Raw genomic sequence first — 17,522 nt, 5'->3', positions numbered from 1 at the left:
GCCCGTAAAAAGCTCGATTAAGTGAAAAATCCACAAAAAAGAGAAAAATCCACAAAAAAGAGAAAAATCCACAAAAAAGAGAAAAATCCACAAAAAAGAACGAAATCCACAAAAAAGAACGAAATCCACAAAAAGAGGAAAGAGGGGAAATATGGTATCCTCTTAAAATTGTATAGATAAAAGTAAATTTCATGTATTTGCTGGAAATTTAAAAATTTAAAAACATAACCAAGTCTGAAAAACAACCTCAAACGAGGCATCCAACTTTATAACTGTATGATAAAATGGTTATATATTTTTTGAGTTGGAAAATTCTCCATTGAATTTGAAGAGGATACAAAAACATAAATTATGGTGAATATAATATAATTACTAAAGTTCCTGGGAAAGTAGGAAAGTAAGAGAATTCGATAAAACTCTCCAATTTAATATATTCCTTACAAAATTGGGAGTTAAGGTTGAAAATTCGCTATTGAATTTGAAGAGATACGATTCTTGTAGAAATGAGAGAAATATCGAGACAGGAAATTACCAAATTGTAGAACTCAAAATGGTTTTGATACAATCTGTCATCAAAGTCGAGTTAAATCTATTATATTCAAATAATATTATATATTTATATAGTTGCAGTAGAAACACTTTAACGTTAATGAATCATCGACAGTAGGCATATTGCCTTCCTAGAGAGGAGCCTGAAGGGGCATATGACACCAAAAACTGAAAAACTTCTAGCAAATAATCCGAATCCTGTGCTTAGTGTCGATAAGGATGGTACTGTTCTTTACTCAAATGAAGCTAGTGAACCCTTATTGCAGGAGTGGGGCACGAAAATAGGAGAAAAACTGCCGTCTTCTATCGAAGATTTAGTGCTAAAAACAGTTTTCAGGAATATTCCGGAAACAAAGGAAGTTAGAGTGGGAAAAAGAGTATACCTGATCAATTTTCACCCCTTTCCGGAAGAAGGGTGCGTCAACATTTATGGATTTGATATAAGTAACCGTGGGGGCCTTGAAGAAAAACTGTGGGAATCTGAGGAAAAGTACCGCAGCATCGTAGAGACAGCAAACGAGGGTGTCTGGATTACCGACACTGAAGCAGTTACTACTTTTGTGAATCAAAAAATGGCAGAAATGCTCGGGTACACAACGGAAGAAATGATAGGGAAATCAGCCTTTGACTTTATCTATAAAGATGACATGGAAAATTTGCTTATCAAGATAAAGTCCCTACAGACAGGCAGCAAAGAAAAAGGTTACGAAATGAAGTTCTGCCGCAAGGATGGCGGTATTGTCTGGTCGTTTGTGAGCTCTACGCCTCTTCTTGACGCAGAGGGAAAACATATCGGTAATATGAATATGCATTCTGATATTACCCAGCGCAAGAAAGCTGAAGAAGAGCTTAAAAGAACAAATGAGAAACTGGAGAAGTGGAACCAGGAAACAATAAACGAACGCCAACGTCTTTATAACGTGCTGGATACGCTGCCGGCAATGATAATCCTGTTAACGTCTGACTATCATATCGCCTTTGCCAACCGCAGGTTCCGTAAAAGGTTCGGGGACCCAGGTGGCCGGCATTGCTATGAATATTATTTTGGATTCACCCAGCCGTGTGAATTCTGCGAATCACATAAAGTACTTGAAACCGGTCAACCTCATCATTGGGAAGTAAGCGGGCCGGATGGAAGCTTTTATGATGCCTATAATTTACCGTTCACTGACGTTGACGGTTCTCCAATGATCCTTGAGATGGACATTGATGTCACCGAGCAAAAAAAGGCAGAAGAAAAACTTCAAGAAAGTGAGAACAGATACCGCAACATTGTAGAGACAGCAAACGAAGGCATAAGCATAATTGATGCTGAAAATAGAATTACTTTTGTTAATAAGCAGATTGAAGATATGTTTGGTTACAGTTCAGAAGAACTCATTGGCAGATCGATGTGGAACGTTCTCATTGATGAAAGTGAGGCTATTATCAAAAATATTTTAAAGGATGGGAAGGAAAACGTTAATGAGAGCCTTGAAATTCAATTTATGCGTAAAGATGGCTCAGCTATATGGACTCATACAAATTCCAAATCTATTTTTGATAAAGATGGCAAGTTTTTAGGAACTCTGAACCTTCATACTGACATCACCAAGCGAAAGGAAATTGAAGAAGCTCTCAAAAACTTTGAGATTGCCCGTAAGAAGGAAATCCATCATAGAATCAAGAATAACCTTCAGGTAATCTCATCATTACTGGACCTTCAAGCTGAAAAGTTCAGAAATCGAAAGAACATCAATGAATCGGAAGTCCTGGAAGCCTTCAGGGAGAGCCAGGACCGAGTGATATCAATGGCCCTTATCCATGAAGAACTGTATAGAGGTGAAGAGCTCGATAAACTTAACTTTTCGCTGTACATTAAGGAACTCGCTGACGCTCTTTTCTCGACTTACAGACTTGGTAATTTTGATGTCAGTTTAAGTATGGACCTGGAAGAAAATATATTACTTGACATGGACACAGCAGTTCCGTTAGGAATAATTGTCAATGAGCTTGTTTCCAATTCTCTTAAATACGCATTTCTCAACAGAGACAAAGGAGAAATCCAAATCAAGTTTCGTAAAGATAATAACAGAGAAAATAGAAGCAACATAGAAGAAAGCAAAAGCGAAGAATATAAGACTACAAGTTTTATATTAACAATTTCCGATAACGGTGTGGGCATTTCTGAAGACCTTGATATCAAAGAACTTGATAGCCTGGGGCTTCAGCTTGTAATTTTCCTTGTCGACCAGCTAGATGGAAAACTTGAACTGAAAAAAGGAAATGGGACAGAGTTCATTATCAGGTTCACTGTAGTAGAAAAAAATAATCATCAGCATCAGCGCCACACTTAAATGAGTAAAGAGTAATTTATTTTGGTTTGTAGAAAACCTATCTAAACCAGCTTCAAGAGGCTGAAAAGATTTAATTTATATTTGTAATATTCGGATTCTATTCTTAATGTCAGATATTTACAGTTATTTCTTTATAGTGGTTCAGGAATCTGAATTTTTCATACTTCATTATCATTTGATTATCAAACAGGAGACTTACTTTTGGGAACAATTAGTGAAAAAATTTTTTCCCGGGCAGCGGGAGCAGAGGCAAAAGCAAACGATTTTGTCCTCGCAGATATTGATTACGCAATGGCGCATGACGGTACCTCAGTACTTGCAGTTAATGCTTTTAAGGAAATGGAAATGAAGAAGGTCTGGGACCCCTCAAGGATTGTAATTCCTTTCGACCACATCGCGCCTGCAAATAATGAGACATCAGCTACTTTGCAAAAAGAAATAAGGGAATGGGTAAAGGAACAGGGGATTCCGAATTTTTATGAGCTTGGAGAAGGAATCTGTCATCAGGTACTCCCCGAAAATGGATTCGCACTGCCTGGAAAACTGGTTGTGGGAGCTGATTCGCATTCCTGCACCTATGGGGCTTTCGGGGCTTTTGCCACAGGCGTGGGAGCTACCGATATGGCTGAAATTTTTGCTACAGGTAAGCTCTGGTTTAAGGTGCCTGAGAGTTTCAGGTTCACGGTTGAAGGAAGGCTTGGAAAAGGGGTTTATGCAAAAGACCTGACCCTTTACCTTATAGGGAAGACTGGTATCGATGGTGCCACCTATAAGGCTGTAGAGTTTTACGGACAGGCTATCTCCGAATTATCGGTTTCCGGCAGAATGACCCTCTGCAATATGGCAATCGAAATGGGCGCAAAAACAGGGATTGTTCCACCTGACGAGAAAACCTTCGATTTCCTGAAAAATAGGGCAGTTGCTCCCTATGAGCCGGTTTATGCCGACAAGGACGCGGTCTATGTAAAAGAATCTGTTTTCTCTGCCGGGGATATTGAACCTCAGGTAGCCTGCCCGCATCAGGTTGACAATGTAAAACCTGTAGGAGAAGTTACAGGTACCCACGTAGACCAGGTTTTCATAGGGACGTGCACAAATGGCAGACTTGAAGACCTTGAGGTCGCAGCAGCAATTCTTAAAGGAAAAAAGGTTGCAGTCAGGACTATTGTAATTCCTGCATCTCGCACGACTCTCCTTGCAGCAATTGAGAACGGAACAATGGAAACTCTGCTCAAAGCAGGCATCACGCTTGCAACCCCTGGCTGTGGGCCTTGTCTTGGCGCCCACCAGGGAGTGCTCGGAGAAGGAGAAGTCTGCCTTTCAACCGCAAACCGAAACTTTAAGGGCAGGATGGGAAAAGGTGGTTTAATCTACCTTGCATCCCCTGCAACCGCAGCAGCCTCGGCACTGGCAGGAGAAATTACTGATCCAAGGACAGTTTGAATCTGAGAACTGAATGCCAAAGAATTCGATGTGAGTAGCGGGCAGAATCGTTTAAAACCTGATACATAGTTCTCAGGATTTTAAACTATCCTGCTTATCAGATTATTTTCTATTCCGGATCTTATCTATCCCGGATCTTCTATCTATTTCGGATTTTCTACCTATTTCGGATCTTCTGCCTATTTCGGATCTTCTACCTATTCCGGATTTTCTACCTATTCCGGATCTTTTACCTATTCCGGATCTTTTACCTATTCCGGATCTTTTACCTATTCCGGATCTTCTACCTATTGTCTCTTTAGATCTATTTTCTGTCTTTCCGAGGTATCTGTTCAAAAATTCTAATTATATCCAGCGGGCATTTATACCATGAATCGTATATATTTTGGACAGGAGGGAAAACTATTACTGAAGAACTTAGTCACGATAACCTTTCACATTTGATTGAGCACTGGATCGAGCACAACGAAAGCCACATTGAAAGTTTCAAAGAATGGGCTCAGAGAGCCAAAAAAGATGGTTTTCTTGAAGCTTCCGAGGATATCCTTGAAGCTGCCAGTAAAATGGAGGAAGCAAATAAACATCTTAATAAAGCAAAAGAAGGACTTTTCCATAAGTGAAAAAAGCAAGAGCAAACTCTTAAGAACTTCCTTCTAAAGCTGTATCTTAAGAACTATTTCTTTCTAAAGCTGTATCTTAAGAACTGTTTCCTTCTAAAGCTGTATCTTAAGAACTATTCTTTAAGAGCTCTGTGGCAGGATTTTCGCGTGGCGGGATTTCTGTCACTATTTTTGAGTTTCCTGGGATAAAGGTGCTTTCAGGTGCCTTTATTTGTTTATTCCTTTTATTTGAAGAGTTACATGCTTATTTTATATTTAATCAAACTTTCAGGGCCCTGCTTCGGTAAGGATGCTCTTTACTTCTTTTAAATCTGCGATAATTTCGGAAACACTTGATTCCCCAATATACTTCATGAAATTTTGCTCTTCCTCAGGGCACAGGTCTTCGCTTTCCAGCAACTCTTGAATCAGGTTATTTCCAAAAATGCCAGGAGCAGGGTTTTCACTTTCAGTTTTTCTCTTTTCAGGAGTTTTATCTTCTTTTTCGTTATCTTCTAAAGCAAGTCTTTTATTTTCTCCGTTTTCATAATCTTCTAAAGCAGCCTCGACAGTTTCTGGTTTGTCTGTATTTTCCAGAAAAGCAATTTCTTCAGCTTTTTTTCTCATATCATCGAAATCAGCTCTTTCATCACTTTTCACATCATTTTTTTCACTGGCAGAATTTGCTTCTTCTTTAACCCCTATCTCTGTTATATTGGCCTCTTCGATTTCAACGGTTTCTTTTGATTCAAGAGATTTATCGGAGCCTTCAACTTTTTTATCTGTTTGGCTATTTATCCTCTCTGAAATTCCGGCATATTCTTTTTGCAAAGAATCAGTTTCAACTTCAAGAGATCTGGATACTTCTTGATGCATATTTCTGCGAAGCGGAGGAAAGATTTCCTCTCTCCAGATAAACTCAGATATTTCTTCTCTTTTTTCGTCTTCGGTTTCTTGACGCTGATAAGTCCGGGACTCAAATTCTTTCTTTTCAATCCGGGATTCAAGCTCTTTCTTTTCAATTCGGGATTCCAAGTCTTTCTTTTCAACCCAGGATTCAAGTTCTTTCTTTTCAATCTGGGATTCCAATTCTTTCTTTTCCCTAAACAGTTTTCGGATTTTGATTTCAACCTCCTTTTTACTTTTTATCAAATCCCCCAGTTCCATATCATCTTGGCTCGCAGGCTTAGATATCAAATGCTTCAATTCATTAACTTTTAGAAATTTGAATCCATTGATTTTTAGATTTTTTAGCCCTTTAATTCTCAAGTTATTTAATGCATCCATTCTGTTACCTCCCACCAACCCTGAATTTTTCTTTATAGCTCTTTTAGTTCAAATTTATATTAGTTCAAATTTGCATTTAGTTCAAATTTACATTTAGTTCAAATTTATATTTAGTTCAAATTTACATTTAGTTCAAATTTGCGTTTTTCAATTTGTCACATCTGAAATGTAAATACCCCTGATACAACCGGCGGGACAATGATCATGCATAGCCCGGAAATTCCTGACATCAAGCCTCCATAGAAAAAGAGCTTACAGTTTCCTCCACCCTCTACAATTTTTACTACAAGAGTATTTGAAATTGTTAAAATAAGCACCACGGAAAGGGTAAATGTATAAAGCAACGGTATGCTTTCAGTAACATTAAACATGCTCATCCCCATTCCGGAAGCGCCTCCCTGAATCGAAGAATAAGACTCATTCATTCCAGAAACGAGCCCGCTAAATTTGGAAATTATCTCTATTATAAAAATTAGAAGCCCGATCATAACAACATGGAGAGTTATGGCAAGGCCGCGAAAACCGGAACTGACAAGTTGTCTTTTCATCCTGAGAAGTACAATAGAAAGACTTGAGGATGAGACTATTTCTCCTATTTCGGCAGGGTCTCCTCCAAGCTCAACTGCGTCCGTGAAGATCCTTGAGCATCGGTTGATCAGTTCGGAACCTGTTTCTCCTATGAATTTATCCCAGCAGAGCTTCGACTTAAGTCCCAGGGAAAGCCCTGCATGTAATTCCTCAACCCCAGGCCTGAGGCCGCCTATAGTTTCTTTATCAAGGTCCTCCATTGCACTTCGAATAGTGATTCCTGTTGTTCCTGCAAGTGTGCCCAGAGTCTTCACAAATGCGGGAAAGCTACTATCTCTTTCATTGACATTTCGGTCATCTATCATCGCAAAGAAGCCTATCGGAAGCGTAAAGAAAGTTATTGCAAGCAAAATATACTGGAGCTCTGTACCGATTAGAATGAGAACAATGACCGAAATTGCTCCCAGCGGAAGCAAAATCCGACTCAAAAACCTGATAATTTCCTGTTCCTTTGACCGCCTGCTCAGGGTATGAAGCTTCTTTTCAGCAGGAGCGGCTTTATATATGATAAAAAGCGCAATCCCACAGATAAAAACAGTTAGTAATACAACAAGAAAAGCAATCGTTCCGATATTTGTTATATTATAGATCATGACTGAAACAAGAATTATAGTAACAACAAGGGTTACGGACACCATCAGGGCAGTATATCCATCGGTCCATTTTTTCAGTGATTCGATGCTTCTTTCATATTCATTGGAAAATATTTCTTCCCTTGTTAGTTTTTCTTGCTTCAGAAAGTTTTTTTCCGGTTCTCCAGACGAAAGAATATTTGACATTCGTCCAAAAAGTTTTGAAAGGTACTCGTCCTGCAATCGCTGAGATATATATTTGCAGGCCTTTGCATATGCATAGCCCCATTTTGAGGCAAGGTTATGAATCTGCCTGAAATATTTTGAAGCTTCATACTCTTTCTGAGAGCCTGCATAATCGAAAATCCTGTCTCTTTCAATATCGGCCGTTGAAATCGCTGCCATATAAGTAAGAAGGAAGAGCATATCATCATTGACTCTTTCAACAACCTTTGTGTCCTTCAGTTGCCGTGCAAGATTAAAGTAGCCCTCAAACCCATGCTGGTTAGCTTCTGCTTTCAGGTACGCAAGTTTCTCCTCAGGTCTCATGACATTTCTCATGATATTAAACCAGCCTCCTCAATCTGGATCAAAGTATTGAAGAGATCGTAGAAGTTGGTAATTTTCGCCTGATGGATCTTCTTGAGAATTTTTCCTTTCCTTTCAAGTTCGGAATATATTTTTCGGACCTGGTTTTCCGGAATTCCCATACGCGGAGCAATCTTTTGTTCCAGCAAATATGAATTATTTTTTCCCGTGAATTTGAAAGTATCTGTTGCAGGGTCCCACTTAAATATGTCCATGAAATTGAAAGCCTGATTAAAGGAATCATAGCCTACAATTTCGTTTATGCTCAGGACTCTTCTTCCCATCCCTTTTCCAGGGATATTTACCGCGCTCTGGATGATAACCACATTCAGGTTATCTACATAGTTCTTGGGAACATTGATCGGGTCTCCTGTTAGCCTTTGAATGAGTTTTTCGACGGATGCGGCATGGAAAGTAGACATGACAGGGTGCCCTGTTTGCATAGCCTGAAAAGCAATGCTGCCTTCTACTCCACGGATTTCTCCGATTATAATCTCATTCGGGCGCTGGCGAAGGGCAGCTTTTAACAGGTCAAACATCGAGACATCAGACCCGCTATCCTCTCTTGTAGTCCTTGTAACCTCTCTGGTCCAGTTCTTGTGGGGAACCTGCAGTTCCGGCGTGTCTTCAATAGAAACTATTTTTGACTCAGGGGGAAGAAAAGTAGTTATTGCATTCATCATAGTGGTCTTTCCGGAAGCCGTTTCCCCCGAAATAAAGCAGTTCATCCCTGCCCTCAGCATCATCCACATATATGCAGCCATAATGTAGTCAATTGTCCCAAAGTCAATAAGTTCAAGAATAGAAATCGGAGTTCCCATAAATTTCCTTATGGTAAAATTGCTCCCCCTTCTGGACACATCTTCTCCGAACACAATGTTAATCCTTGACCCGTCCGGAAGAGCGGTATCAACTATAGGATCTCGATATGTGATTGGCTTTCCGACCTTCTCAGACATCTGTATTATAAAAGAGTTAAGTTCCTCAGTCTCCTGAAACGTAATTGCTGTTTTAAGGGACGAAAATATCTTATGCTCGACGAAAACCCTCCCAAGCCCGCTGCAACTGATATCTTCTATATTCGAGTCCAGCAACAGAGGTTCGAGCATTCCCATTCCGATCTTGTCCCTTATCATAAGATATTTGATAGCTTGAAATTCTTCAGGAGTTACCCGGATATTTTCCAATTTTTTCATTTTGAAGGCTTTACCGGCTTCTTTTAAATTTCCAATCAATCCGATTTTCAATTTGCCATTTTTCTCTCTCGTGGCTGTTTTATTCCCCTCAAAATCTTTACTTTTTTTTTCTGCACTTTCGTTTACGTGTTCTTCTATAATGCAAACTTTTTCAAGGGCTCTTTCCAGAAGTTTTTTCTTTTCTTCCAGGTCCTTAGTATCAACATCCTCGTCATGTATAACGTCGATAAGCAGCTTTTCTACAGCCTCAAGTGTGCTGTTCATATCCTGAAAAAGACAGGGTTCTATCGGGATATAGTAATTTCTTATGTCTTCTTTATCAGGATAAATGTGAACAGCAAGTCCTTTTCCAATAGGATAAATTAGGTTTGGGTGTTTGATACCTTTCATAGCTCTTGAGATCTTTAAATGGAACTCCGGGATTGCGACTTGTTCCAGAGGAAGTCGGCATATATAATCAAGAATGTGACTATTTTCTTCCCTGCCCACAAATTCCCGCAATTCTGAAGTAAGTCTCAAACGTACATCCTCTCTGGAGCGCTTTCCATTTACCGGTGCAGGCAACGGGTTAAAAGGTAGAGCGTCCATTTAAAATCCTCATTCGAGCCTTCTTTCTTAAGAGCACTTTTTCCGGATGTTTTTCCTCTTTCAGGCTTTGACTTTCGAAACTGGAATTATCTTAAGCCCACACTCACTGTTCACATCAAAACTTAACATATTTCCAGTAGTTTTTCTGGCACCCCTCAACTTCTGAATTTCCATAGTCTTTATCAGTTTATCTCCGACCTGTTCAATTCTCAGTTCCAGGCATGAATCGCAAACGGATCTTAGCCTGTAAAGCACTTCCTGAGAGAATGCATACCCATGAACACTTATTAAAATAGTCTTTCCTTTATCACAAAGTTTTACACATTCCCTAAAAAAATTCAATAAGGTATTTTCAGAGGCGCTAACCGCTAAAATCGTTAAAGAATCGATCAGGATAAGTTCTTCGTCACAGTCGTTTACGCATTTGAGCATCCTCTCTAGCAGATTATTACTTAGCTCGGGATTTTCTTCAACATAGCTTGCATTTATTTCAAAAATCTTTGACCTGCCTATTATGAAATAATCTGATATGTCCTGATTCAGGCTTTCCATATTATTCAACAGGTTTCGGGAGGTTTTTTCTGTCGTCAAAGATAAAACTTTTTTATCCTGGTTGAGAGCTCCCAACATAATCTGCTGCATGAAAATTGATTTTCCACTACCTTTTGCTCCTTCGAGAAGGCATAAAGAACCTGCGGGTATGCCTCCTTCCAGTTTCTTATCAATTTCCAGATTTCCTGAAGATATGAATTCTAAGGGTTTCTTCTCAGTTTCCGATTTATCTGATACCTCTTCACAAAATGCTTCATTTTCAAGAAATAAAGCCTCTTCCGAACTTACTCCCATATTTTTCCTCTCTCCCTTTTTTCAAAGATGAACTAATTTTTTATCTCCTTAGTTATCTAATTCAAATCATTGACTTAGCCTGAATAATTCTGGCCTATCAAATCAGTACTCTAATTTTAGACTATCAAACCAGTTATCTAATTCTGGCCTATCAAACCAGTTATCTAATTCTGGCCTATCAAATCAGTACTCTAATTCATGCGTTAAAATATCCTGAAGCCTTTACTCCATTTGGGGCAGCCACCAGCAGCCAGTTTACACTCTTGTTTTCCAGGGAATCTTCGAGCAAAATCTGCAGTTCCATCTCCTCACCCGGATCGAGAATTCCGGGATTTACCAGATCTGGACTTATATTTCCCACAGTCCATTTGTTTTCTAATGCGTCTGAATCTCCCTGGTGGGGAACCCATATGGTTTTTGCAATGCCGGATGTGTTGGAGTACTTCACGATCACGTCCATATAATCATAGTCTCCTACCTTTGTGGAGCCCGTATTATTAAGGGACACGAAAATACCGGCCTCATTTGCAGAGATATTTGTAATTTCAATTTCGGTTTTCATTATCTCATTCTCATTTTCCTGCATTTCCATTACTGAATTTGCAAGAACGTCTGCCATGTAAAACCCCCCGCTTGAGCAGACATAAGATGCCAGGAGGAGAATTGCAACCGAAAGCATTGATGCAATAACCGTTCCGAACCCCATCATGACACCGTAAAATAGGCCTCTTCAGAAACCCCATTGTATGCACTAAATTTAATGAAATACTTCACTCGGCTGACAGGCACATCAACCGGCTTTAATCTGATCTGCAGTGTTTCCCCTTTGTCCCAGTTATTGTCATTGTTTTGCTCTATTGAGTAGTTCCAACAGGGAGCCAGACTTCCATTCTCATCATATGGTATTCTTTCAAATTTCCCGACCTCCCCAAAAAAAAGGTCCGATCTCGGGATTAAACCGGAAGATATCCCCTTAGGTCCCACGTTTTTAACCCATATGTGGACCTCTGAGCCTTCATCGGCAGTTGTCTCATGTAATATTTCAAAATCGGTCTGGATCTGGTCTCCCATTGCATTTGTACGGCTGATTATAGGGTCTCCTGCGGAAATTACAGACGGGTATACAACTGAAACAAATGAAAATGCACAGATAATGGATGCTATTGTTAGAATCGCAGAGCTTATCGCTTCCCCACTCATTCTTCGACCCCGCCTTACTTTCTGGTTCCCCTTATCAGTTTGAATAAACTCCGGTAAGTTTGAAAAAACATAAACCAATTTGAATGAGCATATAGCAGTTAGATAATAGTGATATCTCAACCTGTTTATGTCAGGAATATCGATTATGCCAGTAGCATTGATTCTGTCTGACAATAACGGTTAAATTATACAGTATTTGCCTTAGTTTACTGACACTAATTAAATTATACAGTATTTACCTGAGTTTACTGACACTAATAAAATTATACAGTGTTTACCTGAGTTTACTGACACTAATAAAATTATACAGTATTTACCTAAGTTTACTGACACTAATAATGATTAACTGGTATCAATTTGAACATTTGATCTGCTTTTCAGTCAATTTAACGGTCGTACATCTAGTCGGTTTTTTAGTTCGTACATTTAATTATAGAAAAATCCTGTCTTCCTTTTTTGTCTTCTCTCCAGCCGGAATCTTCGTAAAGAGGCTTGATTCCATTTTTGAATTCTCTTGGGTCGAGAATTGCACTCAATTGCGAAAGCACTGTAATATTATCTTTCATGCTAACCTTATCTTCACATGCAGGCTCTTCAATGGAAAGGTTTGCAATATTTTTGATAACATATCTGGTCTCTTCAGAAAGCGGTCCTGTAAGTGAATACAGGTCAAGCAGGACTTCCAGGTTGCTGTGCCCAACTGTCCGGATAGCATAATCCACCCAGCGCATGAGTTCGACAAGGGTAAACGTATCGATTTTTCGAGCTGAAATTTCAGGTTCAATAGCCTGCATTTCCTTTGTAGGAGTTTTCTGTTGTGGAATATTTCCTTCGGGAACCTCATCTGGAGAAAGGGTTCTGACCGGTTCCTGGGCACTTTCCTTATTTTTATCATTTTTTTCTTCATCAGAAGGCAGTTGATTCTCCACTTCTGTCCCTTTTCCTTTTGTTTCAAGCCTTGGGACTCCATTTTTCTGGCCATTGAAAAAGGGATTTTCATTTCTGTTTACAAGGTCCCTTATATCCACGAGTAATTCCTTTATCTCCCCTTTTACGGTTTTAAGTTCAGTTTCCATATCTGCTACTCTTTTCTCCAGTTCCATATTAACCACCAAAAGAAAGAATTAATTCTTCAATTTTTGGATAAAAGAAGGGGGAAAGTGCCCCCTAAAATCCCTTAGGGGTTACTTCAGAACCATAACTTTATCGATCTGTGCCGGAGTTACTCTTGTTACTGGAACAATTGCGCCAACCTTTGGTTTTATCTCAAGTCTGAATTCAGTGTTCTCCGCTGAACCAGAAGTCGCAAGCAATGCGATGTTTGGATCAGTATTGGGTACAGTGATAGATAATTGCACTTTCTCATGCTGTTCTAGAATCGTATCTTCGTCGTTATCCCCTATAAATGACGAACTCCATGTTACTTCTGGGCTATAGATAGCACTGTCTGCATAACTTACCACCAGCATTCCGGCGCCACTATCTACCCCTATATCCACAGGAGATTGCCCCGCTGTGAGCTGAAGAGTGACAATAATTGTATTTACAGTAGCAGATGCAGTAGGGTCTGTACAAGTCGCAACTACATCACCTGCAAGTTCAACTGAAGAAGTAGTCTGTTTCACACCCTCATCGATAGTCTTCTTGGCGGTATCGGAGGTAGTAAACCCTGCCCCGAGCACTACATAAGAAAACACTGCTGCCACAACTACGAAAGCGGTCAGCACAATTGCTGATTCGAGCCCTGTGAAGGCTTTATCATCTTTTCTAAAAATGCTAAAAATTCCTTTCATTCTAGTTCACTCCAAATGTTATTTTTGAATGAAAGTATATAGAGAAATTAAAGGGTCATGTTCTCAGCATATCTATTTCTCAAGTTTACAAATTTTTGATGGGAAACGAGACATTCAGGAGCTGATCCACATGGTTCCCTATTAATTACCCCCATACACATACCCATAAATTTCCAATAGATACTAACATCTTCTGATTTATTAACTTTTCTTAAAAATTGGAAAAGATGGTAAATGAAGATATATTAATAAAGAATTATAGAAAAGCTGTCTACAAATTTGATAATTGTTCTTAAATTTGAAGTTACTCCCAAATTTGAAACTGTTCTGAGAAAAATCAAAATCTCCGTAAATCAGTGGAAGTGTACCGAAAACAAGAGAAAAGTTTGAGTTTGAGGATCTTATCCCCAAACTCTATCCAACGTTATCATAAGCCTTTTTAAAAAAGGCTTGACCGAAAACCCGAAAAACATTTGAGTTTGAGAAACTTATCCCCGAACCCTATCGGCGTGATCAACCGGCGCAACGGTTGCGTTAGAACTTTCCACGACCTAGCTGAGCATGGGCACGGGCAAGATGTCCTGCAGCCTGAGCTCCTATAAGGTTAATTTCTCCTGCAAGCACGGCAGAAGCTACGATTTCCGCAAATTTCTTAGAGTTTACTCCGGGAACGTCACCTGCGCCTGCAACGTCAAGAATGTTCAGGCAATCTCTCTGGGTCCCAAGACCAGTGCCTCCACCAACGGTTCCCACAGGCAGAGCAGGTAGAGTAACAGAGCAGTGAATTTCGTCATATTTCGTAAGCTCCATGCTCGTAATTGCAGTGCTCCCTTCAACAACATGGGCCGCATCCTGTCCGCAGGCCAGATAAATCGCAGCAATAATATTTGCAGCATGGGCATTGAAGCCAAGCGCACCTGCTCTTGCCGAACCAAGCAGGTTTTTGCTGTAGTTTACTTCAAACATGGATTCAGGTGTACATTTCAGGGTCTCCTTGACAATCTCCTTTGGAATCGTAACCTCAGCTACAACGGTTTTTCCTCTTCCGAGAATTGTGCTTATGGAAGCAGGTTTTTTGTCCGTACACATATTTCCTGAAATGGTAATGGAATGTGCACCGAATTCGTCTTCGATAAGGTGCATCACCGCGTCGGTAGCTATAGTCACCATGTTCATGCCCATAGCGTCTTTTGTATCATACGAGAACCTGAGGTGTACATATGTGCCGACTATGAAGGGTTTTACAGAAAGCAATTTGCCAAAACGTGTCGTTTTCTCGGCAGTGGCTTTCATCTTCTCGAAAATCTCAGGACATTTTACCCACTCATAAAATTCTTTAGCTCTTATAACACTCTCAAACTTAAAAACAGGCGCTCTCGTCATTTCGTCTTCAAAGACCCTTACATTGGCTCCTCCTGATTTTGTGATAACCGAACAGCCGCGATTTACGCTGGCAACAAGAGCTCCTTCAGTTGTGGCAAGAGGGATGTAGTACTCGGAATTCGCATATTCGCCATTTACCTTCAAAAGTCCAGCAACTCCGAGAGGAATCTGAACTGCGCCTATCATATTTTCAATATTCTTTTTCGATGCTGCTTCAACATCGATGGAAAAATTCTGGATATGTTCAAACTCAAGTTTTGCAAACTCCTGTATTGCGAGTCGTCTGATTTTTACTGAAGTCACGGGGTCTGCAAACTCCTCAATCTTACGAAGAGCCACATCTCCATCCAGAACCTTTTGTAAGAGAACTTTTTCTTCTTCACTTAATTCATAATCCTGTAAAAACATGAAATCACCTGCTGAAATTTTTTTCTTTTTATTCCTTAAAAATTAATTGACTGAAGGGCTGAAATCTTCAATATTAAACAACCACTTTAAAGTCGTATGCTTGGGCTGAAATCTTCAATATTAAATAACCACTTTAAAGTCGTATACTTAGGCTGAAATCTTCAATATTAAATAACCATTTTAAAGTATTATACTTAAGTTGTATACTTTATATTAAAATCCATTTTTACCCTTATTATGTGCACAAACGCTCTCTTGTTTGATTTGCGTTTTTATATTTTTATTCTAATATGTGCATATTGACATATAATTCATTCCTCAATGTGATATTTTCTGTTAGCCCTGAACAGTATAAAAAATAAAGTACATATAAAAAGCTCTATCGGTCTAACTATATCGAAAAAGATCATGGCATTTTAGAATTTAAGATTTACAGAAAAATTCTCAGACCCTGTTACAGCTCCTTAAACCGGAAAAGACGAAAAATTGCAGATTGGCTCTCTCAGGAAATCCCTTGTTTTTCTATACCTCTAAGTGATTTGAGACAGAAAAACTGCAATTTTAAATCCACCCACTTGTGCAAAGATTAACGCTGTTTACCCCTAACTCAGCCCTCTTGAGAGAACGAAGCGAGCGAAAAGGGAACCGTCCTCCCGAGACGGGACTCGGGTGATGGAACTTGGGTGATGGAATTTGGGTAACAGAACTCGGGACTCGAGAAGAGCACTTTTATCCGAGATGAAACTGGTGTGGGTAAGTAAAGAGCAAAAGGGATTCTAAAACGGTTAAAATTGAATGAAGTGGAAATTACATATTCTATAAGCCGGTTTCAGGTTTATATTTCGTAGAAGGACAGATTGGGGGCAGGCTAGAATTATTAGGTTGAAGAAAACCTGACTTAGAAAAAGCTACAATAAAACACATGTAATTGCTTAAGGCTGTTATTGCTTAAACATCTCATTTAATTTTAGAATTTGTAAGGCTCAGAAAGTAATGATTAACTGGTTTTCTTCAGTGTATCTCAGAAAGAGTTCCGCTACCTCTTTTGAGCAGATAAAGTCGATTCCAGGGATTAATTCTTCTTTTTTAAGCCCGATCATATCCGAGGCAAGCTGACAGCACCGAAACTCCACTCCCATATCTATACATTCCTGTACAGTGTCATCGTACTTGGGCGATCCTCTTATTTTATCTTTCTTTGCAAGTAGCACCCCCATAGGCCCCCACAGAATAACCAGCACGTCGAGCCCTTTACTCCTGTAGTACTTCGCAAACTTGAGAGTTTCCTTAGGGCTGGTGCTTTCGTACACCATATTTTTTAGCAGCAATAATACTTTTTTGACTTTTGTCATAAAAACTCCAGGTTTGAATAATACATTTCTGAAACAGATTACCTGGATGTATATAAAGTTTCACATTGAAAACTTGCATAAAATAATTCTATTTCTCTTTATAGTAACTGGCAAAATTTAGATACTTATACATGATTAACTAACTCGATTGCAACATAAAATAATATATTCACTTCAACACTTTTAATCTAACCTGAACTTTTGTTGTAACAAAAATTTTTAAAGTTTATGACTAATTCTAAATGCCCATATTTGAGAGTTCGGCTTGATAGAAATCCTCAATTTAAGCTGAACATCTTTGGATTTGTTCGTAATATCGTACACTATGAGTCTATTTTTCATCTTTGAAAATGATATTTTAGTAATAATGAGAAAAAATCTGAGAAAATTAGTTGAACAGCCGGCGTGCAGAATTAAGGCCGAAATTTGAATTAAGTAATTGTCACATAAAGATAAAATTAGTAGGCAGAGTTTTCATAAACTCAATCTTTAATTGGTGACGTTGATCTTAAAAATCAAGGAGCCAAATCAAAACCTGCGCATAGAAAACCTGCGCATAGAAAACCTGCGCATAGAAAACCTGCGCATAGAAAACCTGTGCATAGAAAACCTGTGCATAGAAAACCTGTGCAGAGTCTATTCTATGATAACTCATAAAGAAGGAGTTTGAGTTAAGGGAATCAAACCGGAGGATGTCCTGTCTTCAGCTTTTCATACCCCAGCTTTTCATACCTCAGCTATTAGTAAAAAGCTGGAAATAATAAGTATCGTCCGAATACCGAAGTTTTCATAAA

16 protein-coding genes are annotated in these 17,522 nt (G+C 39.2%); 5 read left to right on the top strand and 11 right to left on the bottom strand.

The genetic code is table 11. From position 1 onward, the window contains the following. Positions 1 to 21: 21 nt before the first annotated feature. The 3 genes from FXW07_RS02985 to hacA all read left to right on the top strand — a co-directional run bounded on the left by FXW07_RS02985 (position 22) and on the right by hacA (position 4,328). Positions 22 to 180 carry a hypothetical protein gene (locus FXW07_RS02985; protein WP_229393700.1) on the top strand — a complete coding sequence of 53 codons (159 nt, stop codon included), beginning with the start codon at positions 22 to 24 and terminating at the stop codon, positions 178 to 180. A gap of 524 nt (positions 181 to 704) precedes the next feature. Further along, positions 705 to 2,885, top strand: a complete 2,181-nt coding sequence (locus tag FXW07_RS02980) for a PAS domain S-box protein (protein ID WP_229393699.1) — start codon at positions 705 to 707, stop codon at positions 2,883 to 2,885. 210 nt (positions 2,886 to 3,095) lie between these two features. Continuing rightward, a complete protein-coding gene (gene hacA, locus FXW07_RS02975; protein WP_346655621.1) occupies positions 3,096 to 4,328 on the top strand; it encodes a homoaconitase large subunit in 1,233 nt (410 codons plus the stop codon). Positions 4,329 to 4,430: 102 nt separating this feature from the next. On the opposite strand, the gene FXW07_RS02970 is transcribed toward hacA, so the two are convergent. Then, on the bottom strand, positions 4,431 to 4,664 hold the full coding sequence (locus tag FXW07_RS02970; RefSeq protein WP_229393697.1) for a hypothetical protein: 234 nt from the start codon (positions 4,662 to 4,664) through the stop codon (positions 4,431 to 4,433). 104 nt (positions 4,665 to 4,768) lie between these two features. On the opposite strand from FXW07_RS02970, the gene FXW07_RS02965 reads away from it, so the two are divergent. Next, on the top strand, positions 4,769 to 4,948 hold the full coding sequence (locus FXW07_RS02965; RefSeq protein WP_048119360.1) for a hypothetical protein: 180 nt from the start codon (positions 4,769 to 4,771) through the stop codon (positions 4,946 to 4,948). Between the two features lie 267 nt (positions 4,949 to 5,215). Here FXW07_RS02965 and FXW07_RS02960 read toward each other — a convergent pair whose 3' ends face one another. The 10 genes from FXW07_RS02960 to FXW07_RS02915 form a co-directional block, all read right to left on the bottom strand. Continuing rightward, the gene (locus tag FXW07_RS02960) at positions 5,216 to 6,214 is read right to left on the bottom strand and encodes a hypothetical protein (protein ID WP_229393696.1); all 999 of its coding nucleotides are present in this window, start codon (positions 6,212 to 6,214) and stop codon (positions 5,216 to 5,218) included. 155 nt (positions 6,215 to 6,369) lie between these two features. Continuing rightward, positions 6,370 to 7,935: an archaellar assembly protein FlaJ gene (flaJ, locus tag FXW07_RS02955; protein ID WP_229393695.1), complete on the bottom strand. Its 1,566-nt coding sequence runs from the start codon at positions 7,933 to 7,935 to the stop codon at positions 6,370 to 6,372. Beyond that, the gene (locus FXW07_RS02950) at positions 7,932 to 9,746 is read right to left on the bottom strand and encodes a type II/IV secretion system ATPase subunit (RefSeq protein WP_229393694.1); all 1,815 of its coding nucleotides are present in this window, start codon (positions 9,744 to 9,746) and stop codon (positions 7,932 to 7,934) included. Before FXW07_RS02950 ends, flaJ begins: the two co-directional genes overlap by 4 nt. A gap of 60 nt (positions 9,747 to 9,806) precedes the next feature. Next, positions 9,807 to 10,592, bottom strand: a complete 786-nt coding sequence (locus FXW07_RS02945; protein WP_229393693.1) for an ATPase domain-containing protein — start codon at positions 10,590 to 10,592, stop codon at positions 9,807 to 9,809. A 196-nt stretch (positions 10,593 to 10,788) separates the two neighbouring features. Next, on the bottom strand, positions 10,789 to 11,298 hold the full coding sequence (locus tag FXW07_RS02940; protein ID WP_229393692.1) for a hypothetical protein: 510 nt from the start codon (positions 11,296 to 11,298) through the stop codon (positions 10,789 to 10,791). After that, positions 11,298 to 11,792 (bottom strand): hypothetical protein, encoded by a 495-nt coding sequence (locus tag FXW07_RS02935; protein WP_229393691.1) that lies wholly within the window; start codon positions 11,790 to 11,792, stop codon positions 11,298 to 11,300. Before FXW07_RS02935 ends, FXW07_RS02940 begins: the two co-directional genes overlap by 1 nt. A gap of 413 nt (positions 11,793 to 12,205) precedes the next feature. Next, on the bottom strand, positions 12,206 to 12,895 hold the full coding sequence (locus FXW07_RS02930; RefSeq protein WP_229393690.1) for a hypothetical protein: 690 nt from the start codon (positions 12,893 to 12,895) through the stop codon (positions 12,206 to 12,208). Positions 12,896 to 12,976: 81 nt separating this feature from the next. Continuing rightward, on the bottom strand, positions 12,977 to 13,585 hold the full coding sequence (locus FXW07_RS02925) for an archaellin/type IV pilin N-terminal domain-containing protein (protein WP_229393689.1): 609 nt from the start codon (positions 13,583 to 13,585) through the stop codon (positions 12,977 to 12,979). A gap of 534 nt (positions 13,586 to 14,119) precedes the next feature. Next, on the bottom strand, positions 14,120 to 15,376 hold the full coding sequence (gene hmgA, locus FXW07_RS02920; protein WP_048119375.1) for a hydroxymethylglutaryl-CoA reductase (NADPH): 1,257 nt from the start codon (positions 15,374 to 15,376) through the stop codon (positions 14,120 to 14,122). Positions 15,377 to 16,359: 983 nt separating this feature from the next. After that, positions 16,360 to 16,728: a DsrE family protein gene (locus FXW07_RS02915; protein ID WP_229393688.1), complete on the bottom strand. Its 369-nt coding sequence runs from the start codon at positions 16,726 to 16,728 to the stop codon at positions 16,360 to 16,362. A gap of 502 nt (positions 16,729 to 17,230) precedes the next feature. On the opposite strand from FXW07_RS02915, the gene FXW07_RS02910 reads away from it, so the two are divergent. Continuing rightward, positions 17,231 to 17,398 carry a hypothetical protein gene (locus tag FXW07_RS02910; protein WP_229393687.1) on the top strand — a complete coding sequence of 56 codons (168 nt, stop codon included), beginning with the start codon at positions 17,231 to 17,233 and terminating at the stop codon, positions 17,396 to 17,398. Positions 17,399 to 17,522: the final 124 nt, after the last annotated feature.

The sequence above is a fragment of the Methanosarcina sp. DH1 genome (assembly GCF_020804205.1).
Lineage (GTDB): Archaea > Halobacteriota > Methanosarcinia > Methanosarcinales > Methanosarcinaceae > Methanosarcina > Methanosarcina vacuolata.
The sequence above is the reverse complement of the archived record's forward strand: the minus strand, read 5'-3'. Positions and strand labels throughout refer to the sequence as shown.